Annotated in this window: 21 protein-coding genes; 9 read left to right on the top strand and 12 right to left on the bottom strand. The window is 60.6% G+C overall.

The window, feature by feature from the left end; translation table 11 throughout:
- Positions 1 to 32: 32 nt before the first annotated feature.
- The 6 genes from BUB69_RS24820 to BUB69_RS24795 form a co-directional block, all read right to left on the bottom strand.
- Positions 33 to 1,196, bottom strand: coding sequence for a type III PLP-dependent enzyme (locus BUB69_RS24820; protein WP_024695417.1), 1,164 nt, complete (start codon positions 1,194 to 1,196; stop codon positions 33 to 35).
- 386 nt (positions 1,197 to 1,582) lie between these two features.
- Positions 1,583 to 2,437, bottom strand: coding sequence for an RHS repeat-associated core domain-containing protein (locus BUB69_RS28325; RefSeq protein ID WP_425439406.1), 855 nt, complete (start codon positions 2,435 to 2,437; stop codon positions 1,583 to 1,585).
- A gap of 362 nt (positions 2,438 to 2,799) precedes the next feature.
- The gene (locus tag BUB69_RS24810; RefSeq protein WP_073172012.1) at positions 2,800 to 3,969 is read right to left on the bottom strand and encodes an osmoprotectant ABC transporter ATP-binding protein OsmV; all 1,170 of its coding nucleotides are present in this window, start codon (positions 3,967 to 3,969) and stop codon (positions 2,800 to 2,802) included.
- A complete protein-coding gene (locus BUB69_RS24805; RefSeq protein ID WP_003400010.1) occupies positions 3,966 to 4,619 on the bottom strand; it encodes an ABC transporter permease in 654 nt (217 codons plus the stop codon). The genes BUB69_RS24810 and BUB69_RS24805 overlap by 4 nt, the downstream gene beginning before the upstream one ends.
- Positions 4,620 to 4,632: 13 nt before the next feature.
- Positions 4,633 to 5,526: a glycine betaine ABC transporter substrate-binding protein gene (locus BUB69_RS24800; RefSeq protein WP_073172009.1), complete on the bottom strand. Its 894-nt coding sequence runs from the start codon at positions 5,524 to 5,526 to the stop codon at positions 4,633 to 4,635.
- A 14-nt stretch (positions 5,527 to 5,540) separates the two neighbouring features.
- The gene (locus tag BUB69_RS24795) at positions 5,541 to 6,254 is read right to left on the bottom strand and encodes an ABC transporter permease (protein WP_024684687.1); all 714 of its coding nucleotides are present in this window, start codon (positions 6,252 to 6,254) and stop codon (positions 5,541 to 5,543) included.
- A 344-nt stretch (positions 6,255 to 6,598) separates the two neighbouring features.
- Here BUB69_RS24795 and BUB69_RS24785 point away from each other — a divergent pair, with 344 nt between their 5' ends.
- Positions 6,599 to 8,182, top strand: coding sequence for a peptide chain release factor 3 (locus BUB69_RS24785; RefSeq protein WP_024695419.1), 1,584 nt, complete (start codon positions 6,599 to 6,601; stop codon positions 8,180 to 8,182).
- A gap of 153 nt (positions 8,183 to 8,335) precedes the next feature.
- Here BUB69_RS24785 and BUB69_RS24780 read toward each other — a convergent pair whose 3' ends face one another.
- Both BUB69_RS24780 and mdaB read right to left on the bottom strand, forming a co-directional pair.
- Positions 8,336 to 9,232 (bottom strand): LysR family transcriptional regulator, encoded by an 897-nt coding sequence (locus BUB69_RS24780; RefSeq protein WP_073172006.1) that lies wholly within the window; start codon positions 9,230 to 9,232, stop codon positions 8,336 to 8,338.
- 153 nt (positions 9,233 to 9,385) lie between these two features.
- Positions 9,386 to 10,024, bottom strand: a complete 639-nt coding sequence (gene mdaB / locus BUB69_RS24775; protein WP_073172003.1) for an NADPH:quinone oxidoreductase MdaB — start codon at positions 10,022 to 10,024, stop codon at positions 9,386 to 9,388.
- A gap of 193 nt (positions 10,025 to 10,217) precedes the next feature.
- Here mdaB and BUB69_RS24770 point away from each other — a divergent pair, with 193 nt between their 5' ends.
- The gene (locus BUB69_RS24770; protein WP_073171998.1) at positions 10,218 to 10,553 is read left to right on the top strand and encodes a putative quinol monooxygenase; all 336 of its coding nucleotides are present in this window, start codon (positions 10,218 to 10,220) and stop codon (positions 10,551 to 10,553) included.
- Here the strand turns inward: BUB69_RS24770 and BUB69_RS24765 are convergent.
- Entirely contained in the window at positions 10,507 to 11,271 is a 765-nt protein-coding gene (locus BUB69_RS24765) for a sulfite exporter TauE/SafE family protein (RefSeq protein WP_073171995.1), read from the bottom strand. The two genes, BUB69_RS24770 and BUB69_RS24765, sit on opposite strands and share 47 nt — an antisense overlap.
- Before the next feature lie 101 nt (positions 11,272 to 11,372).
- Here BUB69_RS24765 and BUB69_RS24760 point away from each other — a divergent pair, with 101 nt between their 5' ends.
- Positions 11,373 to 12,260: a LysR substrate-binding domain-containing protein gene (locus tag BUB69_RS24760; RefSeq protein WP_073171992.1), complete on the top strand. Its 888-nt coding sequence runs from the start codon at positions 11,373 to 11,375 to the stop codon at positions 12,258 to 12,260.
- A gap of 328 nt (positions 12,261 to 12,588) precedes the next feature.
- Here the strand turns inward: BUB69_RS24760 and mnmH are convergent, their stop codons facing one another.
- Both mnmH and selD read right to left on the bottom strand, forming a co-directional pair.
- Positions 12,589 to 13,698, bottom strand: coding sequence for a tRNA 2-selenouridine(34) synthase MnmH (mnmH, locus tag BUB69_RS24755; RefSeq protein WP_073171989.1), 1,110 nt, complete (start codon positions 13,696 to 13,698; stop codon positions 12,589 to 12,591).
- Positions 13,698 to 14,732: a selenide, water dikinase SelD gene (gene selD / locus BUB69_RS24750; RefSeq protein ID WP_073171986.1), complete on the bottom strand. Its 1,035-nt coding sequence runs from the start codon at positions 14,730 to 14,732 to the stop codon at positions 13,698 to 13,700. The genes mnmH and selD overlap by 1 nt, the downstream gene beginning before the upstream one ends.
- A gap of 235 nt (positions 14,733 to 14,967) precedes the next feature.
- Between selD and BUB69_RS24745 the strand changes: the two genes are divergently transcribed.
- Genes BUB69_RS24745 through phnE form a run of 4 tightly spaced genes read left to right on the top strand, consistent with a single transcriptional unit; the run spans position 14,968 to position 18,198 of the window.
- A complete protein-coding gene (locus BUB69_RS24745; protein ID WP_004887584.1) occupies positions 14,968 to 15,819 on the top strand; it encodes a putative selenate ABC transporter substrate-binding protein in 852 nt (283 codons plus the stop codon).
- A complete protein-coding gene (locus BUB69_RS24740; RefSeq protein WP_073171983.1) occupies positions 15,816 to 16,613 on the top strand; it encodes a phosphonate ABC transporter ATP-binding protein in 798 nt (265 codons plus the stop codon). The genes BUB69_RS24745 and BUB69_RS24740 overlap by 4 nt, the downstream gene beginning before the upstream one ends.
- Entirely contained in the window at positions 16,607 to 17,434 is an 828-nt protein-coding gene (locus BUB69_RS24735; RefSeq protein ID WP_073171979.1) for a PhnE/PtxC family ABC transporter permease, read from the top strand. The genes BUB69_RS24740 and BUB69_RS24735 overlap by 7 nt, the downstream gene beginning before the upstream one ends.
- Positions 17,431 to 18,198 (top strand): phosphonate ABC transporter, permease protein PhnE, encoded by a 768-nt coding sequence (gene phnE / locus BUB69_RS24730; RefSeq protein WP_073171976.1) that lies wholly within the window; start codon positions 17,431 to 17,433, stop codon positions 18,196 to 18,198. The genes BUB69_RS24735 and phnE overlap by 4 nt, the downstream gene beginning before the upstream one ends.
- A 183-nt stretch (positions 18,199 to 18,381) precedes the next feature.
- Here phnE and ggt read toward each other — a convergent pair whose 3' ends face one another.
- On the bottom strand, positions 18,382 to 20,109 hold the full coding sequence (gene ggt, locus BUB69_RS24725) for a gamma-glutamyltransferase (RefSeq protein ID WP_073171973.1): 1,728 nt from the start codon (positions 20,107 to 20,109) through the stop codon (positions 18,382 to 18,384).
- Between the two features lie 263 nt (positions 20,110 to 20,372).
- Between ggt and BUB69_RS24720 the strand changes: the two genes are divergently transcribed.
- Both BUB69_RS24720 and BUB69_RS24715 read left to right on the top strand, forming a co-directional pair.
- Complete coding sequence (locus BUB69_RS24720; protein ID WP_073171970.1) at positions 20,373 to 21,137, top strand: response regulator transcription factor; 765 nt, start codon at positions 20,373 to 20,375, stop codon at positions 21,135 to 21,137.
- Between the two features lie 29 nt (positions 21,138 to 21,166).
- Positions 21,167 to 22,504: an ATP-binding protein gene (locus BUB69_RS24715; protein ID WP_073171967.1), complete on the top strand. Its 1,338-nt coding sequence runs from the start codon at positions 21,167 to 21,169 to the stop codon at positions 22,502 to 22,504.
- The last annotated feature ends 122 nt before the right edge of the window (positions 22,505 to 22,626 follow it).

Genomic DNA, 22,626 nt, shown 5'->3' with positions numbered 1-22,626 from the left:
GGGCACTTCAGGCAGGCCAATTGGCAGAGTGCTTACAGGTAGAACGCTTTCAAAGGCGGGAAGCCGTTGAATTCCACTGCGCTGTAGCTGGTGGTGTAGGCACCGGTCGACAACCAGTACATGCGATCACCGATGGCCAGGTTCAGCGGCAGGCCGTACTTGTAGTTCTCGTACATGATGTCGGCGCTGTCGCAGGTAGGGCCGGCGATGACCACTTCTTCCATCTCGCCCTTCTTCTCGGTCCAGATCGGGAACTTGATGGCTTCGTCCATCGTTTCGATCAGGCCGGAGAACTTGCCCACATCGGTGTACACCCAACGCTCGACCGCGGTGCGCGACTTGCGTGCGACCAGCACCACTTCGCTGACCAGAATACCGGCGTTGGAAATCAGCGAACGGCCTGGCTCCAGAATGATTTCCGGCAGGTCATCACCGAAGTCTTCCTTCAGGAAGCGGATGATTTCCTCGGCGTAGGTTTCAAGGCTGTTGGTACGGGTGATGTAGTTGGCCGGGAAGCCGCCACCCATGTTGATCAGCTTGAGCACGATGCCGTCTTCTTCTTTCAGACGCTCGAAGATCACCTTGACCTTGGCAATGGCCGCGTCCCAGACGCTGATGTCGCGCTGCTGCGAACCCACGTGGAACGAGATGCCGTAAGGCACCAGGCCCAGGTCACGCGCCAGGATCAGCAGATCCATGGCCATGTCGGTCTGGCAGCCGAATTTGCGCGACAGCGGCCAGTCAGCCGTGGTCGAGCCTTCGGTGAGAATACGTACATAGACTTTCGAGCCTGGCGCTGCCTTGGCGATGTTGCGCAGGTCGGCTTCGGAGTCGGTGGCGAACAGGCGCACGCCCTTCTCGTAGAAGTAGCGAATGTCCTTGGATTTCTTGATGGTGTTGCCGTAGCTCATGCGATCCGGGGTAACACCGCAGCTCAAGACCTTGTCCAGCTCGTAGATCGAGGCGATGTCGAAGCTCGAACCCTTGTTCTTCAGCAGCTCGATGATTTCGACTGCGGGGTTAGCCTTGACCGCGTAGTAGACCTTGGCGAAGTCGAAACCTGCGCGCAGGTCATCGTAGGCCTTGCTGATGATGTTGGTATCAATGACCACGAAAGGCGTTTCTTGCTTGTCAGCGAACGTCTTCATTTTCTTGAAGGTTTCGGCTGAGTAGTAGTCTTCGACATTGATCGTCATGCTGCTGGAACTCCTATCTGGCAAACGGAATTGGTAAATGGGTGCAAATGAACGTCCTCCGTATCCCCACTTTGGTTCGCCTACTTCCCAAGGCATGTCGCCGAAAGCAAAAAGGCCACTGAAGGGCTTGCCTTCCTGGCCTTGCTGTCTCGTCGTCAGTACTTGAGCCGGATGGATCGTTTCCAGCATGGACGTTCGGCGCGAACTGTAGGGCGTGAAGGGGCTGAGATCAACAAAAAATGTCGCGTTTTTACACGCGTTCGTCGTGGCCGCTGCGCTGGCCTCTTGTGTAACGGACCGATGTGACAGGCTGATGTTCCTGACCCGTGCAATATCGCGATGGGTCTCATGCGCCCGGCATTTGCTGTGCTGTCAGTGACTCAAGGTCAAAAACCACCGCCATTTATCGCCTGCATCTGCATGGCCATCAGTCGAGACTCGGCCGTCTCAGGTGTAGACGCGTACTCAATAAACTGAACTGGAAGTCTCCAGGAAAAGATCCTGCTGGGTGCGAACATCACGCGTGTTTCCCTTATCAAGTTGGCTTGCACATACCCAAATGGGATACCGCTGCGATTGAGGAACATCGGCGCAATCCCCCTGACCTCACCGAAATAAATCTCATCGAGTTTTTTCAACCATGGCTGAAAAGGCAGGTCTGCGATTTTCAGCGCTTTGAATTGACGGGCTGATGCGGCCATTACAACGCTTTCGTAGTGCCTGGAAACACGCGCCATATTCGCAAGGTCACTTCCTGGCAGAGTACCCGCAATCATTTCCTGTACATGAGGGGGCATGTCTCCAAGATCAGCCTCCGGCCTTCGAAATACGCGCTTGGGGCGCGTCTCCAGGCTTAGCCTGGGTTTGAGCAGCCTGGGCTTGCTTATTGCGGTTTCAGCGATGTTGCTCGCCAGCTCGCGTAGGACGTTGCCTGGCAAAGCGGTGCGAACCGTGAACACATGCCCGGTAGGGTCACTCCGATTCACCGGATCACCGGCGCAATAGCCATAGGCATTCAACCCGCCCTTACCAAACGGACTCAGGACGTCCGGACTGTTGAAACGCATGAGAACCGGGTTGTAGGCCCTGACGCCATGACCCAGAAGGTAATGGCCGGTAACAGGCTCGATGGTCTCGCCGTTGAAACCTGGTAACCCGGACGTTGGCGCGTGCTCTTCGCGGTAACCGTAAGGCGTATAGACGACGGCGGTCTTTTGCCCGCCACGATTGATCTGCAGCACGCTTTTTTGCTGATCCGCAGTCAGCTGGGCTGATCAGCGACTGCTCACCCGCAAGGCGCTTTTGAAGCACAGGTGTATCGCCTGCTCTTATAAAAACATACTGTTCGCTGGCCGACACCTCAGTCGCCAGGTGCTGACGACTATAAAATCGCAGCGCCACCGCTCGAGCCAGAAGGTTCAGGCTCGCAATGCGATCCAACGGGTCATACCTGTATCGACTCAGTTCATTCATCACGAGCCACTCGTTGAGGCTACTTCGGAAACACCATAAAACGTGAAACGCAAACAGGGCTACTGGCAGAAATGCCAGTAGCCCTGTCCGGTTACTCAAGCCCTGCATCAATAGCGCAGAGCGTTTAAGGTCAGGCCTGCGCGTCGCTCAGTGCAATTTCAGCCGGCGACACAATGCTGGTCTTCATGCCACGCGAACGCCCCGAACTCAGGTAGGCCGCAATCGACTCCTGAGTCACTTCCCCCAGGAACACGTTTTCGGCGTCCAGCACCGGCAGCCACGAGCGGTTGAACTCGTACATGCGCGACAGCAGGATGCGCAAGTGCTCGTCGTAGGCCGCCGTGCCGTTGAATTCGCGCAGGAACTGGGCACAGGAACCCTGCTGACGGTGCAGGTCACGACGACGCACGTAGCCCATTGCCTTGTTCTCGCCGTCGGTAACAACGATGTAGCGGCGGTCGTTTTCGTCCATCACTTCCAGCGCATCGGCCACTGGGGTTTCCGGGCTGACTGACGGCGCGTTGTCGGCGGCGTCTTCAGCCTTGACCAGCAACAGGCGCTTGAGGGTGCTGTCCTGACCGACGAAGCTGCTGACGAACTCGTCAGCCGGATGCGCGAGCAAGGTGTCCGGGTGGTCGATCTGCAGCAATTTACCACCACGGAAGATAGCGATCTTGTCGCCCAGCTTGATGGCTTCGTCGATGTCGTGGCTGACCATGATCACGGTTTTGTTCAGCGCGCGCTGCATCTCGAAGAATTCGTTCTGGATCATCTCGCGGTTGATCGGGTCGACCGCGCCGAACGGTTCGTCCATCAACAGCAAGGGAGCGTCGGCTGCCAGGGCGCGGATCACGCCGATGCGCTGCTGCTGACCACCGGACAATTCACGCGGGTAGCGATGCAGGTACTGCTTGGGCTCGAGCTTGATCATGCTCATCAGTTCACGAGCACGGTCGTGGCAACGTTGCTTGTCCCAGCCCAACAGCTTGGGCACGACCACGATGTTCTCTTCGATGGTCATGTTCGGGAACAGGCCGATCTGCTGGATCACGTAACCGATGTTGCGACGCAGGGTCACTTCGTCCAGGTCCGTGGTGTCCTCGCCGTTGATCAGCACCTTGCCGGACGTCGGCATGATCAGGCGGTTGATCATTTTCAGCGTGGTGCTCTTGCCGCAGCCCGACGGGCCGAGGAAGACGCAGATCTCGCCTTCGTTGACGGTGAGGCTGACCGAGTCGACAGCCTTCACTTCTTTGCCGTTGCTCTGGAAAGTCTTGGAGAGGTTCTGGAGTTCGATCATTTCAGGAGTCCTTTTGGAGTCAGCGTGCGTTGCAGCCATTGCAGGAGAAGGTCGGCGATGATGGCCAGAATGCTGACCAGTACCGCGCCGACGATCAGCATCGACATATCGCTGCGGCTGATTGAAGCGAGAATGAGTACACCCAGACCACCGGCGCCGATGGTCGCGGCGATGGTCATGACACCGATATTCATCACCACCGCGGTGCGCACACCGGCGAGGATGACGGGCACGGCAATCGGCAGTTCGACCATGCGCAGGCGCTGGCCGAAGGTCATACCGATGCCTTTGGCCGCTTCGCGGATACCCGGCTCAACGCCCGTCAGGGCCAGGTAGGTATTGCGCATGATCGGCAGCAGGGAATAGAGGAACACAGCGGTAATGGCTGGCATCGGGCCGAGGCCCTGACCGAACTTGGAGTAGAACGGCAGCAGCAGGCCGAACAGGGCAATCGACGGCACAGTCAGCAGCACGGTTGCACTGGCTTGCAGCGGACCTGCCAACGCCGGAAAGCGCGTCATCAGCACGCCCAGCGGCACACCGACGACGATTGCCAGGGTGACGGCGATCCCGACCAGCGTGATGTGCTGCCAGGTCAGTTGCAGGACCTGAGCCCAGTCCAGATGGGAGAAGGCGCTCAAGAAACTCATATCGTCTCCTTCCTTAATTCAGGGGATGCTGGCGCAGGAAATCTGCGGCAACCGAGGATGGGCTTTCATGGCCGACATCGACGCGGGCGTTGAGGTCAATCATGGTCTGGTTGTCCAGAAGGTCAGCCAATGGCTTGAGCAGCGTGGCGATCTCAGGATGCGCATCCAGGTACTCCTGGCGAATCACCGGCGCGGCGGTGTAGTCCGGGAAGTAATGCTTGTCGTCTTCCAGCACCTTGAGCTTGAACGCGTTCAGGCGGCCGTCGGTGGTGTAGACCAGACCTGCGAACACCTGACCGTTGCGCAGCGCGGTGTAGACCAGACCCGCGTCCATCTGTCGGGTATTCTCACGACCGAGATTCATGTCGTAATGCTTGACCATGCCGATCAGGCCGTCGGAACGGTTGGCAAACTCGGTGTCCAGCGCTACGACATGACCCTCTTTGGCTTCATCCTTAAGCACTTTGGTCAGTTCGGTCATGGTGTTGATCTGCGGGTACTTGTCCGCAACCTTCTGCGGCAGTGCCAGCGCGTAGGTGTTGTTGAATTTCGACGGCGAAAGCCAGACCAGGCCTTTCTTTGCATCGACTTCTTTCACGCGTGCGTAGGTCTGCTCGCTGTCGAGCTTTTCGTCGATATGGTTATATGCAACCAGCGATACGCCGGTGTATTCCCACAACAGATCGAGCTGGCCGCTTTCCTGAGCGCTGCGCGCCAGGTTGCTGCCCAGACCACCCGTGATCTGCACGTCATAGTTCTTGGTACGCAGGTATTGCGCGGTCAGTTCAGCCAGCATGGTCTGCTCGGTGAACACGCGCGCACCGACGCGCAACAGCGGCTTGTCGGCCGCCTGGGCCAGTGCCGGAAACAGCAGGGCAAAGCCTAAAAACAAACATAACTTCTTCATGGTAGTTCCTTCGCTCAGCGAGTCAGGCCGCGTTCCAGCCACAGGCGACTGGCAATGATCACCAGGCCGTCGAGCAACAACGCCAGCAGAGCGGTACACGCCGCACCCAGCACCAGTTGCGGCTGATTATTCAGGGCGATGCCGGGGAAGATCAGGCTGCCAAGGCTGTTGGCGCCAATGAGAAAGGCCAGCGGTGCAGTACCGACGTTGATCGCCAGCGCAACCCGCACACCACCGACGATGATGGGCACGGCGTTGGGCAGTTCGACCCGCCACAGCACCTGGCGCGGTGTCATGCCGATGCCGACGGCCGCTTCCTTGAGTGAGCCCTGGACGTTCTTCAAGCCTTCGTAGGTGTTGCGCACGATGGGCAACAGTGAGGCGAGGAACAGCGCGAAGATGGCAGGCCCGCTGCCGATCCCGAGAATCCCGAGGGCAATGGCCAGAACGGCGAGAGGTGGAACGGTGTTGCCGATGTTGAAGATCTGCATGAAGCGTTCGGCTCGGCCAACCATGCTCGGTCGGCTGAGGGCAATGCCTGCCGGGATGCCGACCACCAGGGCCGCGAGCATTGAAACCAGAACCAGAATCAGGTGAGCCTGAAGGTAGAACAGCAGGTCATCCTGGTATTGCTTGATGGTACTAATGCCGATCCAGTGGATCAGCAGGGCCAGGAGCGCGATAACAACCGCGCCTCCCAATAGCCCCTTGCCATAGCGATTTGCCACGGGCGGACTCCTTATTTCAGTCGGCGAACGCGTTGACTTGGGCGACCGACAGGACGCCAGCAATAACGTTCGCGAAGAGCAGCGGGTGGGTCGCCGGTAAGGGTTTAACCTCGGCGATAACACAAGCCATGAGCGCAGCTTCGTCAAGCCAACATGCTGATCAATCAGCCCCTGAAGTTGGCCTCGGTACTGGCCTTGACGGGGGAGTGGACGTCTCCACGACCTGAAAGGTTCCCACGTGAGACATTATCTGGCCACCCCCGATTGACTGAACGGTTCGGTTATTGCCCAGACTTGAGCTATAATCTGCGCCCTTTTTTCAATCCCATTCCAGGCGATTTCCCATGACCCAACAGGCCGCCGAAGTCGCGAAACGCCGCACTTTCGCCATTATTTCCCACCCCGACGCCGGTAAAACCACCATCACGGAAAAGCTGTTGCTGATGGGCAAGGCCATTTCCGTCGCCGGTACGGTCAAGTCGCGTAAATCCGATCGTCATGCCACATCCGACTGGATGGAAATGGAGAAACAGCGCGGCATCTCCATCACCACGTCCGTCATGCAGTTCCCGTATCGCGATCACATGATCAACCTGCTGGACACTCCGGGCCACGAAGACTTCTCCGAAGATACCTACCGCACGCTGACGGCAGTGGACTCGGCCTTGATGGTGCTGGATGGCGGTAAAGGTGTCGAACCACGCACCATCGCCCTGATGGATGTCTGCCGCCTGCGCGACACGCCGATCGTCAGCTTCATCAACAAGCTGGACCGTGACATTCGCGACCCGATCGAACTGCTGGACGAGATCGAAGCCGTCCTCAAGATCAAGGCGGCCCCCATCACCTGGCCCATCGGTTGCTACCGCGACTTCAAGGGTGTGTACCATCTGGCTGATGACTACATCATCGTCTACACCGCCGGCCATGGGCATGAGCGTACCGAGACCAAGATCATCCAGAACCTGGACTCCGACGAAGCCCGCGCCCACCTGGGTGACGAGTACGACCGCTTCGTCGAGCAACTGGAGCTGGTGCAGGGCGCCTGCCACGAATTCAATCAACAGGAGTTCATCGACGGTCAACTGACCCCGGTGTTCTTCGGCACAGCGCTGGGCAACTTCGGTGTCGATCACGTGCTCGATGCCGTGGTGAACTGGGCACCAATGCCGTTGGCCCGCGTCGCCAACGAGCGCACCGTGGAGCCGGAAGAAGAGAAATTCAGCGGCTTCGTGTTCAAGATCCAGGCGAACATGGACCCCAAGCACCGCGACCGCATTGCGTTCATGCGTATCTGTTCGGGCCGCTACGACAAGGGCATGAAAATGCGCCACGTGCGTCTGGGCAAGGACGTGCGGATCGGCGACGCGCTGACCTTCTTCTCCTCGGAACGCGAGCAACTGGAAGAAGCCTACGCAGGCGACATCATCGGCCTGCACAACCATGGCACGATCCAGATCGGCGACACCTTCACCGAAGGCGAAGGCCTGGGCTTCACGGGTATTCCACACTTCGCACCGGAGCTGTTCCGTCGCGTGCGCCTCAAGGATCCGCTCAAGTCCAAGCAGTTGCGTCAGGGCCTGCAGCAGCTGGCCGAAGAAGGCGCCACGCAGGTGTTCTTCCCGCAGCGCAGCAACGACATCATTCTGGGTGCCGTCGGCGTGCTGCAGTTCGACGTCGTCGCCAGCCGCCTGAAGGAAGAATACAAGGTCGAGTGCGCCTACGAGCCGATCACCGTGTGGTCAGCCCGCTGGATCGAATGCGCCGACAAGAAGAAGCTCGAAGAGTTTGAAAACAAGGCCGTGGAAAACCTGGCGCTGGACGGTGGTGGTCACCTCACCTACCTGGCCCCGACCCGGGTAAACCTGGCGCTGATGGAAGAGCGCTGGCCCGACGTGAAATTCCGCGCGACTCGCGAGCATCATTGATAAACCACAGCTCTGTGGGAATGAGCTTGCTCACGAACGCTATCGTTCAGACGCCCTGATTCAGGGTTACTGCACTGGCCTCTTCGCGAGCAAGCTCTGATCTGCAGTGACTGGCAAGCATTGTGTAACGCTCAGCGCTCTGCGTGTTCACGCTCACTGCGCATAGCCCTTCAGTTTCTCCTGCATGAAATCCAGAAAACACTGAACCCTCAGCGCCAACTGCGAGTTGCGGTAGTACACCGCATTGATCGGCTGGCGATAACCGCTGTCGGCGTGTTGCAGGAGGCCTACCAGCCGGCCATCGCGCAGGTCTTCGTGGGTCATGAAATCTGACAGACAGGCAATCCCCACCCCTTCCAGCGCCAGATGCCGCAAGGTGTCGCCACTGGACGCCGCCACGGCAGGCTTGATCTGAAAGCGGTCGCCACCGGCATGGCGCAGCGGCCAGTGGTTGAGCACTTCCACCTGATTGAATCCCACCAGCGTGTGGTGCGACAAATCCTCGACGGTGTGTGGCGTGCCGTAGCGCGCCAGGTACGCAGGACTGGCAACGATGTTCAGCAGGCAACTGCCCAGAGCGCGCGCGTGCAGGGTCGAGTCCGGCAATGTGCCGATGCGAATGGCGACGTCGGTGTTCTGTTCCAGCAGGTCGATGAACCAGTCATCGCTGTCCAGTTCCAGCTGGATACCCGGATAACGCTGCCGAAACTCTGCGACATGCGGCACCACCGAATGCAGCATGAACGGTGACGCGGCGTTGACGCGCAGACGTCCGGCCGGGGTCTGACGTGACGACGTCAGGTGCTCTTCAAGGCTTTCCATCTGTTCGAGAATCGCACGGGCACGCGTCAGGAAGAACTTGCCCTCCTCGGTCAGGTCCATGCGCCGCGTGGTGCGGTTGATCAGCGTGGTTTCCAGTTTGGCCTCAAGCCGCGACAAGGTGCGGCTGATACCCGAAGGCGTCTGCCCCATCTTCTCGGCGGCAGCGGAAATCGACCCGCTTTCGATCACCGAAACAAACACCTGCAACTCATCGGACCTGGCTTTCACTGTTGTCCCCTGCTCAAGAGTCCGGGGATATTAACCGTGGTTCAAGCAAAGGCGTGAGTTCTGCTGATCGTTACCAAGCTCCGAGAGCCTGCGCATTAAGACTTAAACGGCAGGGACTGAGTGAACACAGATACTGTGGAAGCATTATCCCAGTCACTGAAGTGCCAGTTGAAAAGCATCGCCGGCAAGCCGCCTCCCACAATCTGATCTGACCCCAAACACCCTGGCCAGATGCGCTTCATAGCGTTTCACATCAGCTTCGATGTTCGGCATCTTCATCACGTCCACCGCCAGAAACGTCGGCAAGCCGGTCATACCCAGAAACTGGTTGGCTTTGTGAAACGGGAAGTACACGGCATCGACGCCTTTGGCTTCAAAGAAGTCGGACGCGTCGTCAAACGCGCGCTGTGGCGCGTTCCAGGTGGCGGAGATCATGTACTGCTTGCCGTGCAACAAACCGCCGCTGCCGTATTTCTGCGAGGCATCGGACCGGCTGCGGCCGTCGTTGGCGTACAGGCTGCCGTGACCTTCGGTGAACACTTCGTCGATGTATTTTTTCACCGTCCACGGCGCGCCCATCCACCAGCCCGGCATCTGCCAGACAATCACGTCAGCCCATAGAAACTTCTGCACCTCTTCGACAATGTCGTAGCCACCATCAATGAAGGTTTGCTTCACGTCGTAACCGGCGCGGTCCATGAACGCCACACCGGCTTCATGAAGGGTCGCGTTATAGCGGCCGTCGGAGTGCGCAAACTGTTTACCACCGTTGAGAAACACTACTTTTTTCATGCCTGACCTCTGGATGCTCGCCCGCTGCGCTGAAAGCGCCAGGTGGGCTCGTCATTAATGGATGAGGCAAGAATAAAGAGGGACGCGCATTTGAATAAGGCCGGGATCAGCAAATGGCTTTTGCTTAAGCGTCACGAATCAAAACCCTATTGTTGACTTAGAATACGGCCACTTCCAGTAAAGGACTCTCCAGATGACTGACCTTCATGGTTTCATCCTTCACGCCCACACCCGCCCCGAAAAGTCCGCCGAGTTCGAGGCGCTGTTCAGTTCGTACGTTGCACAAAGCCGTAGCGAACCGGGCTGTATCGAGTACCACATGCTGCGCGATCAGCAGGACCCGACGCTGTTCATCTTCTTTGAAATCTGGGCCTCTAAAGAAGACCTCGACGTTCACTCTGCACAACCGCACATGACGAAGTTTTTCGAACACCGCATGGACTATCTGGTACGCGAGTTCGACGTGCGCCGCATCGACATGCTCAGCCCGTCATCAGCAAATGCAGGCCCAGCAGCGCCATCCCGATAAAGAACGCGCGCTTGAAGACTACTGCGCTGATTCGCTCCCGCAACCACTGTCCGAACGACATGCCCAGCAGGGCAGGAATCAGCGCCAGTAACGAGGCTGCCATTTCACCGCTGCCCAGTGCGCCCGTCGAGGACAGACCGATGGCCAGCGCCAGCGTCGAAACCGTGAACGAGAGCCCCAGCGCCTGCACCAGTTGATGACGCTCCAGACCCAGCGCTTGCAGATAGGGCACGGCAGGAATCACGAACACGCCAGTCGCCGACGTGATGACGCCTGTGAGCAAGCCACACACCGGCCCGAGCCAGCGCTGGGTGTTCACAGCCACCTTGAATGTCGGCAGAAAAAGACCGCTCAGCGCATAAAGCAGCAGCGCCCCGCCCAATGCTCGCGTCATGGAATGATCGCCATTCATGCCCAGCCAGAACACCCCTGCACAGGTGCCGATAAACACCATCGCCAGCATCGGCCACAAACGCCGGAGCAACGACCCGAGTTGCCCGCCTGTCGCCAGTTGCCAGACGTTGGTCACGATGGACGGGATAATCAGCAACGCAGCAGCCTGTGCCGGCAGCATAGCCAGCCCGAGTAGCCCCATCGCAACGGTCGGCAGACCAAGGCCTATGACGCCTTTGACGGCACCTGCCAGCAGAAAGGTGGCAAACACCAGCGCAACAAAGCCCATACCCAGCGAGTGATCAATATCGAAAAGTGCGTTCATGGGGCGATTCTGGACCTGGACACGGCCCGTTGAAAATCTGGCTTATACTGAGCCAGCCTCAGGCATGGACAGAGGCTGATCATTAAAGAACGTTCAATCACATGCATTTTGACCTCATCGACCTGCGCCTTTTTCAGCACGTGATCGAGACCGGCAGCCTCAATGCTGCCTCAACCCGCAGCCATCTGTCGCTGGCATCGGCCAGCGCGCGTGTGCGAGCGATGGAGGCGTCGTTGCAGGCGCCATTGCTTGAACGAGGCAGACGTGGCGTAACGCCAACGCCTGCGGGAAAGGCACTGGCGCAACACGCCCGACTGATCCTGCAACAGGTCGAGCGCATGCAATTCGATCTGGCCGACTATGCCAAAGGCTTCAAAGGCCAGGTGCGGCTGCTGTGCAACACATCGACGCTCAGCGAGCACCTGCCGGAACGACTGGCGGATTTTCTGGTGGCACATCCCAACATCGATATCGACCTGCTGGAGCAGCCCAGCCTGCGCATCCTCCAGGCGCTGCGTCAGGGAACGGCCGATATCGGGATCATTTCCGATGCCGTAGACGCCAGCGACCTGCAGACCCTGCCCTTTGGTGATGACCCCCTCACGCTGGTGCTACCGCTCGGTCATCCCTTGAGCGGGTTATCCCGCGTCAGTTTTGCCCAGACGCTGGATGAAGAGTTCGTCGGCATGGCGGCCAGCAGTGCGTTGGGCATTTATCTGGAAGAGCAGGCGCTGCACGTGGGCAAGCGCTTGCGCATCAGAGTGCGGGCCGAAGGTTTCGATGGCGTGTTGCGCATGGTCGCCCATGGGGCGGGGCTGGGCATCGTGCCGCAGGCGGCGGTGGATCGCGCACCTCGTCCGCTGCGCTTTGCGGCTGTGCGCCTGAGTGATGCCTGGGCCGACCGCACGTTGCTGCTCTGCGCCGCCGACTTCGACGCACTGCCCGGTTACGCCAAGGCATTGCTCGATCACTTGGCGCATCGCTCTTAGCCGTGATGCAGCCATGCAGGAATGGACTTGGTCTGGGCAGCAATCCGCCGATGAACGATGAGGCGTTTTTTCTGGCACGCCTTGCTGACTTCATCGCCGGCAAGCCGCCTCCCACAGGGAATGCGCTCAACCCCTGTTCTGCGGTCGTCGCTACACCAGCATCACTGGATACATGCAAACCTGTGGGAGCGAGCTTGCTCGCGAAGGCGATGCATCAGACACCGCCTCTTCAACAAATAGACCGCATTCGCGAGCAAGCTCGCTTCCACCATACTCGTGTGTGCTGCGAGATAGCGCAGCCACGAAGAGGCAGCGGCGTCAGGAAATGCTACGTAGACGACGCTCTGGCCTTGCGCTCGCGAAGGTAGGCAACCACCTCCACCTGGCTCCCGGCAAACTCGATACGCGAGGCCTTGTGCTCGCGCTGATAAGCGTACATCGGGTCGTAGTACTCACCGAGCAGACCTTCTATCCAGCCACGATGCAGATCGACCTTGCCGCTGCGCCGCTGTTCGTCCAGCGCATCCTGCATGATGGTTTGCAGCCGCTGCAAACGCTCACCGCCGAGTCGTTTATGGATGTTTTTCAGGCTTTGCAGCAGGCGCTCGGCAAACAGGTCGAAACCGGTTTCCGGGCCGTTGAGCGTGATGAACTCGGCGCACAGGTCGGTCACGTAATCGCGCAGAATACGCTCTACCCGGTTTTCGAAACTGTCCTCCAGCCACACCATCGAACAAGCCTGCATGGTCTGGTGCAGTTCCAGCGGCACGTTGCAGCTGCCCACCAGACGGCTTTCGTCTTCCAGCACGAACTGCTCGATGCCTGCGGCGCGCTTCTTGAGCAGGTCGATGGCCAGGCGGTTCTCGAAGTCGATCTGGGCCGGTTGGCCAGTGGCTCGCTTACCGAAGCTGGAACCACGGTGGTTGGCGATGCCTTCCAGATCGAGGCTGTTGCCAAGCTGGGTCAGCACTTCGGTCTTACCCGTACCGGTCATGCCGCCGAGTACCACGAACTCACACTCGGTGACCGCTTCGTGCAGGGTGTCCAGCAGAAAGGTCCGCATCGCCTTGTAGCCGCCAATGATGCGCGGATAATCGACGCCTGCATCCTTCAGCCAACGCTGCACGGTCTGCGAGCGCAGCCCGCCACGGAAGCAATACAGGTAGCCATGCGGGTTGGCTTTGGCGAACGCCAGCCAGGCTTCGACACGTTCATCCTTGACCGGCCCGCACACCAGTTGATGGCCCAGCGTGATCGCTGCTTCCTGTCCGTGCTGCTTGTAGCAGGTGCCCACCTTCTGCCGTTCGATGTCGTTCATCAGCGGCAGGTTGATCACGCCCGGAAACGCGCCCTTGGAGAATTCCACGGGCGCCCGGGCGTCCATCATCGGCACATCGTTGAGAAATAGAGCGCGGTAATCACTGCTGTTGTCGGCCATCAGAACACCTCGACGGCGTGGGTCTGTCGCTCAAGCAATGTGCCGATAGGGTTCAGCTGCAGGCCCAACTCGACAGCCGCTGCCAGAAACTCCGCTTCGCCTTCCGGGGTGACCGCCACCAGCAAACCACCGCTGGTCTGCGGATCGCATAACAGGTCGCGCTGCGCGTCACTGAGGGATGCGATCTTGTCGCCGTAGCTTTCGAAGTTGCGCAACGTGCCGCCCGGCACGCAGCCTTCGGCGATGTAATGCTCGACACCCGGCAGACGCGGCACGGCCGCGTAATCCAGTCGGGCCGTCAGCCCTGCGCCATCGGCCATTTCGACCAGATGGCCCAACAGACCGAAACCGGTGACGTCAGTCATCGCCATCACGCCGGCCAGTTTGCCGAAACGGCTGCCGGGCTTGTTCAGGGTGCACATCCAGTCACGCGCCAGACCGACATCCTGCTCGCGCAGTTTGGCCTTTTTCTCGGCGGTGGTGAGGATGCCGATACCCAGGGGCTTGGTCAGATACAGCGTGCAGCCCGCCTGGGCTGTGTCGTTGCGCTTCATGTGTTTCTTCTGCACGACGCCGGTCACGGCCAGGCCGAAGATCGGCTCTGGTGCATCGATGGAGTGGCCGCCGGCCAGCGGAATACCCGCTGCATCGCAGACCGCACGACCGCCCCGAATCACTTCGCGTGCCACTTCCGGCGGCAGCACATTGACCGGCCAGCCGAGGATGGCGATGGCCATCAGCGGATCACCGCCCATCGCATAAATGTCGCTGATCGCATTGGTGGCCGCGATGCGGCCGAAATCGAAGGGGTCATCGACGATGGGCATGAAAAAGTCGGTGGTCGAGACCACACCACGTTCATCGTCCAGCGCATAGACAGCAGCGTCGTCACGCGACGCATTGCCGACCCACAGGTTGGGGTCAAGGTTCTGCGCGCCGCTGCCAGCCAGGATCACGTCCAGCACCTTGGGGGAAATCTTGCAGCCACACCCTGCTCCGTGACTGTACTGGGTCAGGCGGATTGGCTCACTCATCGCGACACTCTCGGTAACGGGGAAACAGGCTGCGGAGTCTAGGGTCTGTTGCGGTTTGAGCGCAAACGGCGTCGCCGTTCGGTCAGGCCATCAAAACGATACGCCTGACGAACTGGCCTTTCTCGCCGCGCCTCTTATAATCCCGCGCTCCAGTACCGAATCCATCGAGGCGTGCCTGCTTGTCCAGAGTCGCTTTGCCTTATCGTTTTTTCCGCCATTGAACCGGAGAACTTTCATGCTCAAGCGTACCCTGGCGCTCGCCGCCGGCCTTGCCCTGTCCTTTACTGCCCTGACCAGCCACGCGGCCGATGTGCTGCGCGTGTCGGCCATTCCCGACGAAGCGCCCACCGAACTGCTGCGCAAGTTCAAGCCGCTGGGGGCCTACCTCGAACAGCGTCTGGGCATGAAGGTCGAGTTCGTCCCGGTCGCCGACTACCCGGCGGTGGTCGAAGCACTGGCGACCGACCGTCTGGACATGGCCTGGCTGGGCGGCTTCACCTTCGTGCAGGTCAACCTCAAGACCGGCAATGCCGTGCCCTTGGTGCAGCGCGAGCAGGACGCGCAGTTCACCAGCAAATTCATCACCTCCGACCCGAATGTGAAGAGCCTGGCGGACCTGAAAGGCAAGACGTTCGCGTTTGGCTCGGTGTCGTCCACCTCCGGCAGCCTGATGCCGCGCTACTTCATGCTTAAAGAAGACATCAAACCGGAAACCTTCTTCAGCCGCGTGGCCTACTCCGGCGCGCATGACGCCACTGCTGCCTGGGTTCAGGCGGGCAAGGTCGATGCCGGTGTGCTGAACGCCAGCGTGTGGGACAAGCTGGTCGCCAACGGCAAGGTCGACACCAGCAAGGTGCGCGTCTTCGCCACCACGCCGACTTACTTCGATTACAACTGGACCGTACGCGGCACGCTGGACAAGGGCCTCGCGGCGAAGATCAAACAGGCGTTCCTGGACCTGGACCCGGCCAACCCGGAGCAGAAAGCGATTCTTGATCTGCAGGCAGCCAGCCGCTTCATCGAGACCAAACCGGAAAACTACAAGGGCATCGAAGAGGCTGCCCGCGCTGCCGACCTGCTGAAATGACCCTGCGCCTGTCCGGGATAGACCTGCGCCACAGCAACGGTACGCTGGCGCTGCGAGGCCTGGAACTGAGCGTTGCGCAAGGCGAACGGGTGGCGATCATCGGCCCGTCCGGGGCGGGCAAGACCACCCTGCTCAACCTGCTGGCCAGCGCCCTGCCGCCCAGCGCCGGGCACGTGGAGATACTGGGGAGCAGCCCATGGCAGCTTTCCAGTCGGCAGCGCCAGCAATTGCGCCGTCGCATTGCGCTGATCCATCAGGCCCCGCCCTTGCCGCCGCGTCAGCGCGTGGTGACAGCAGTGCTGGCGGGCAAGCTCGGTCAGTGGGGCTTGGGCAAGTCCTTGCTGAACCTGCTGCATCCGCTGGACGTGCCCGGTGCTCGCGATGTGTTGTCGCGTCTGGATCTGGCGGACAAGCTGTTCGAGCGCTGCCAGCAATTGTCCGGCGGGCAGCTGCAACGGGTCGGTATCGCCCGCGCCCTGTATCAGGCCCCGGAAGTGATGCTGGCAGACGAGCCGGTGTCGGCGATGGACCCGCGCCTGGCGGACCACACTCTGGCGCTGCTATGTCAGCATGCCATTGAGCACGGCGTGACGCTGGTCGCCAGCCTGCATGCCGTTGAGCTGGCCCTGGCGCATTTTCCACGCATCATCGGCGTGCGGGACGGGCAGATTCATTTCGACCTGAGTGCCAGCCAGGTCAGCCGTGAGCACCTGGACACGCTTTACGCCAACGAACAACTGAGCACATCACCCGGCACCGAGGCGCCCGCCGCGACCTGGACGCCGCGATGCTGAGTCGTGATCAACGCGACCCGGCCGCCATACCGCGCCTGTTGCTGGCGCTGCTGGCTGTCGCACTGTTGTGGCCGGGCATCCGTCTGGCTGAACTCGATCCCACCGTTTTGCTGCAACCGGAAAACGCCCGGACCATGGGCGGTTTCGTGGCCGGTTTCTGGCCGCCGGCCCATGACCCCGACTTTCTCTCCCTGCTGATCGACGCCACCTTGCAGACCCTGGCGATTGCCACGGCGGGCATGGCGTTGGCGCTGGTGCTCGCCATACCGGCGAGTCTGCTGGCGAGTTCGGCGTTGTCCTTGTCGGCCGCCTCACGTGCAGGACGGCCCGGCTGGCTCGGTCAATGCCTGCGCTGGCCGGTGCGCGGCCTGCTGATCTTCCTGCGCAGCGTGCCGGAAATTGTCTGGGCGCTGCTGTTCGTGCGTGCCGTCGGGCTGGGTCCGACGGCGGGTGTGCTGGCTATCGCCATTACCTACGCGGGCATGCTGGGCAAGGTCTACGCCGAAATTTTCGAGTCCGTTGATCAACGCCCGGCCCATGCCCTGATGCAGGCGGGCGCCGGACGATTCGCCGCGCTGGGCTACGGCATCCTGCCCAACGCCGCCGCCGAGCTGACCTCGTACACGGTGTATCGCTGGGAATGCGCAGTTCGCGCGTCGGTGGTGATGGGCTTCGTCGGCGCGGGTGGGCTGGGTCAACAGATCGACCTGTCGATGCGTATGTTCGCCGGTGCCGAAGTGGCAAGCATGCTGCTGACCTTTCTGATGCTGGTGCTGCTGGCCGATCAACTGAGCCGCTTGCTGCGCGGGAGGTTCACATGAGGCGTGTGGGCAACGGACTGTTGTTGATCGCGATCAGTGCTGCGGTGATTGGCTCGTTCGTGTACCTGGGCATGGACCTGTTCAGCCTGAGCAGCCCTGAAAGCCTGACGCAGATGGGCCGTTATGCCCTACGTTTCATGAGCCCGGACCTGAGCGCCGGTCACTTGCAGGCCATCGGCAAGGGCGCTCTGGAAACCCTGGCGATGTCTGCGCTTGGCACGCTGCTGTCGGTGATCGGTGGATTGTTGTTGGCTTTGCCTGCTGCTGGTCGCCTGGGCTGGCCGCTGCGCAGCCTGAGCCGTCTGCTGCTCAACGCATTACGCGCCATTCCCGAACTGGTGTGGGCAGTGCTGATGGTCCTGGCCGCAGGGCTTGGGCCGAACGCTGGCACGCTCGCGTTGGCGTTACACACCACCGGCGTGCTGGGTCGGTTGTTTGCCGAGGCGCTGGAAAATACTGCACCGCAACCCGCCGCAGCGATTCGACTGCAAGGTGGCAGCGCGTGGCAGGCGTTCTGCTACGGCACGCTGCCCAACCTCTGGCCACAGTTGCTGGCGTACACCCTGTATCGCTGGGAGAACAACATTCGCATGGCGAGCATTCTGGGTTTCGTCGGCGCAGGTGGGCTGGGGCAGATGCTCTATGTCAGCCTCAGCCTGTTCCAGGAAGCACAGGCCAGCACCGTCATCCTTGCAATGCTGGTGCTGGTGTTTGCGGTGGATGCGCTGAGCGGCTGGAGTCGTCAGCGCTGGGTGCGTGGCTGATTGCGGCAGGTACGCAGCCGCCTCTTATCAAGCAACCTGTAACTTAGTGAAGAAACCCGCCTTTGTGGGAGGCGGCTTGCCGGCGATTCGGTGTCTCAAGCGCCACATCAGCGCCTGAATTGATGCTATCGCCGCCAAGCCGCCTCCCACGGTTCTCTGTTTGCTGCAACTGGCCGCGGTACCTTAATACCCCAACGACAAACCCGTATTACGGCGTGGATCATTGGCACCGTAGAAACGGTTGTTGCCGACCGGTTTGCCGTCCAGCGACGGCGCGCCCACCAGAATCGCCGCGACATGGTTCATGGGTTGGGGACCTGCAAACTTGTGACCCCAGCTTTCGAGGATTTTCAGCGTGTCGGGACTGACTGCGAAAGTGTCCAGGTTGGTCGTATCCGGCTGCCATTGCTGGTGGAAACGTGGCGCATCGACCGCTTCCTGAATGTTCATGCCGTAGTCGATCACGTTGAGCATGGTCAGCAGGGTCGCGGTGATGATACGACTGCCGCCTGGCGTGCCGACGACCATGACGGTCTTGCCATCCTTGGTGACAATGGTCGGGCTCATCGACGACAGCGGCGTCTTGCCCGGCGCAATGGCATTGGCTTCACCCTGCACCAGACCGTACATGTTGGGCACACCGGGCTTGACGGTGAAGTCGTCCATCTCGTCGTTGAGGATGACCCCGGTCTTGCTGGCCATGACGCCTGCACCGAACCAGTTGTTCAGGGTGTAAGTCACCGAGACCGCATTGCCCCACTTGTCGACGATCGAATAGTGCGTGGTGTTGCTGCCTTCATGCGGCGCAACACCCGGCTTGATTTTGTTCGAATCACCGGCCTTGTTCGGGTCGATGGCGGCACGCAGTTTGTCGGCGTAGGCAGGGTCCAGCAGGTGCTCGATGGGGTTCTTGACGAAATCCGGGTCGCCCAGGTAGCTGTTGCGATCCACATAAGCGTGGCGCATGGCTTCGATCTGATAGTGCGTGCCCTGCGCGGAGCGGAAGCCCAGCTCTTTCATCGGGTAGCCTTGCAGGATGTTCAGAATCTGGCAGATGACCACGCCGCCGGAGCTCGGTGGCGGTGCCGACACCACGTGGTATCCACGGTAGTCGCACTCGACGGGTGCCAGCTCACGGGTCTTGTAATGATCAAGGTCGGCCTGGGTAATGATGCCCTTGCCCGCCTGGCTCGAATCGACCAGAGCCTTGGCGACCCAGCCTTTGTAGAAACCATCGCTGCCCTTCTCGGACACTTCGCGCAATGTCTTGGCCAGGTCCTTCTGCACCAGTTTCTGGCCCACCTGCAGCGGCTCGCCCTTGTCGAGAAAGATCGACCCCGAGTCGGCCATGTCCGCCTTGAACACGTCGGTCGCGGTGTGCAGCATGTCGATATCACCCTGGCGCAGGGTGAACCCTTCTTCCGCCAGTTTGATCGCCGGAGCGATCACCTCTTCACGCTTGCGTGTGCCGTATTTGCTGAGCGCCAGCTCCATGCCGGACACCGTGCCCGGCACACCGACGGCCAGATGACCTTTGGCGCTCAGGTCCGGGATGACCTTGCCGTCCTTGTCCAGGTACATGTTGGCGGTAGCAGCCAGCGGGGCCTTTTCACGGAAGTCGATAAACGTCTTGCGGCCATCGGCCAACTGGACGGTCATGAAACCACCGCCGCCCAGATTACCGGCTGCGGGGTACACCACCGCCAGCGCGTAACCGACTGCAACAGCAGCATCGACGGCATTGCCGCCGTCCTTGAGTACATCCACACCGACGTGAGTGGCCAGATGCTGGGCCGTCACGACCATGCCGTTTTCAGCAGCAACCGGCGCCTGTGACGCAGCGAACGAGGGGGAATACGCAACAATCAGTGCCGTCGCAATCAGCGATCGGGCGAGGGGTTCGAACTTCATGAGCAGTCTCTTCTTCCTGAATCCGGGACGTTTGACAGCCATTGCCCACGTGAAAAGCAACGGCGCTGCACCACCTCCCCAAGGCGTACCTGCGTCCTTGCGGGGGTCGAACCTGATCAAAGTAGCGGGTCCTGACGCGTTTACATAGCGCAAAAGACCAAACGCACGTCATACAGCGCCGACGCCGTGAATGGGATAAGATCGCGCCCACCAATGAGAATCATCCACGACTCCTCTCCCGCCCGTGCCGCAGGAACATCATGATGTGCGCGTCAACTTCATCTCGCCCGACCCCACGCATTCTGGTGGTAGATGACCACCGCAAGATCCGTGATCCGCTCGCGGTGTACTTGCGGCGTCATTTGTTCGAGGTGCGCACGGCCGAAGACGCAGCAGGCATGTGGCAGTTGCTCAAGCAGCAGCGCTTCGATGTGGTGGTGCTGGACGTGATGCTGCCGGACGGCGACGGGTTCGAGTTATGCAGCCGCCTGCACCGGCGCGAAAACATCCCGGTGATCCTGCTCACCGCCCGCGACGCCTCGGCCGACCGGGTGCGCGGCCTGGACATCGGCGCGGACGATTACATCACCAAGCCCTTCGAGCCTCGCGAGCTGGTCGCGCGGATCAACAGCGTGCTGCGAAGGAGCGGAGCGGTGCGCCCTGAATCCGCAAACGTAGCGCCCGACGAAGCAGCACCGCTGTCCCAACACTACGCGTTTGCGGGTCTGAGCTTCAGCACCAGTACCGGCACGCTGGTGCGACGCGACGGCTCGACAGTCAGGCTCAGTACCGTGGAAAGCCGTTTGCTGGGCGTGTTGCTCAACCATCCCAATACCGTGCTCGACCGCCAGCGCCTGATCGATCTGACGGCGCGCCCTGGCAACGAAGTCTACGACCGCGCGATTGACCGACAGATCAGCCGCTTGCGCCGCAAGCTCGACGACAATCCGGTCGAGCCGGAACTGCTGCGCACGATCTGGGGTGACGGTTACCTGCTGGCGGCTGAAGTGACCGTGCTGGGCACATGAGGGTGCTCGTACGCTTTTGGCCGAAACGCATGACACAACAATTGGGCGTGCTGTTGCTGCTCGCACTGCTGACGTCCAACGCCATTGCCATGCTGTACCTGCAACGCACTGGCGCGCTGATTCATCCACTGTCGCGCACGCTGGCTATCGAGCGGCTGATCACGGCCTATCACGCGACGCAGGGTCTTTCCGCGGACGATGCATCGCGTCTGCTGAGTGCCATGCAAACGCCGGACTCGGAACTGTGGGTGTCCAGAGACCCCATCGCCAACACGCTGGACATGCGCGCCGAAGAGCATCGGCTGGTCGCTGATCTGCGAAAGCGCCTGACATTGCCGGACAACACCACCATCGGCATGCAGCTTGAGCGCATCAGCGGCGGACCGGCCCGCGAGCATGTCTTCGTCGCCGCGGGTTGGGCTCCGTTGCGATTGCGCACCAGTATTGACTTGCTCAACGGCTCGCAATTGAACGCCATCCAGCATCCGGCCGGGGGGTATGAAAGGGGTCGCATGCTGGCCTACACCCTGCCGGTGACGACCATTCCGGTGCTGTTGATCGTGGTGTTTTTCATGCGTCGGGTCGTACAGCCGATCAAGCGCCTGGCGCAAGCGACCGAACGTGTCAGCCGGGGTGAATGGATACCGCCGTTGCCCATGACCGGTCCCCAGGAAGCCCGCGACCTGACCACCGCATTCAACGTCATGCAGGAGCGCATTGCCCGGCATGTCGAGGGGCGCACACGCATGCTGGCGGCGATCAGCCATGACCTGAACACACCGATCACCGAACTGCGCTTGCAGATGGAGTTGCTGGAAGACGGACCCGAGCGCGACGACATGCTCGAAAGCCTCGACGAGCTGCGAGCGATGGTGCGCGAAACCCTGAACTTCGTACGCGGCGATGCGGTGCAGGAAGCGATGGTCGACCTGTCGCTGACCTGTCTTCTGGATGACCTGGCGAGGCGTTACACGAACATGGGGCAACCGATTGGCTGGAAGAAAGGTCAGGATGAGATCAGGTTTCGATGCAGGCCACTGGCGCTCAAACGCGCGCTGACCAACCTGATCGACAACGCCCTCAAGCACGCAGGGGATGCCAGCGTCAGCGCCTGGACCGACTCCGACGGGCAGATCCGCCTGGAAATTCTCGATCACGGACCGGGCATCGATCAGGCCTGGCTGACGCAGGTGTTCGAGCCGTTCGTGCAACTGAGCCAGAGCGGCACGGACTCGGCGCAGGGCGGCGGATTAGGTCTGGGACTGGCCATCGCCCGCGCCTGCATCCAGGCCCACGGCGGCGAACTCACCCTGGAAAACCGCCCACCTGCCGGGTTATGTGCCGTCGTGCGATTGCCTGGGGCCTGAGCAAAGAGACTGAAACAACAGCGGCTGATTGAGCGCCCCCGCCCGTAGGCGATGGCGTCATTCCAGCCACTCACAGCTCGCCTGCTAACGCGCATCGCCAGCCAGCTGCCTCCCACAGGTTT

It is taken from the genome of Pseudomonas asturiensis, from assembly GCF_900143095.1.
Taxonomy (GTDB): Bacteria; Pseudomonadota; Gammaproteobacteria; order Pseudomonadales; family Pseudomonadaceae; genus Aquipseudomonas; species Aquipseudomonas asturiensis.
The sequence above is the reverse complement of the archived record's forward strand: the minus strand, read 5'-3'. Positions and strand labels throughout refer to the sequence as shown.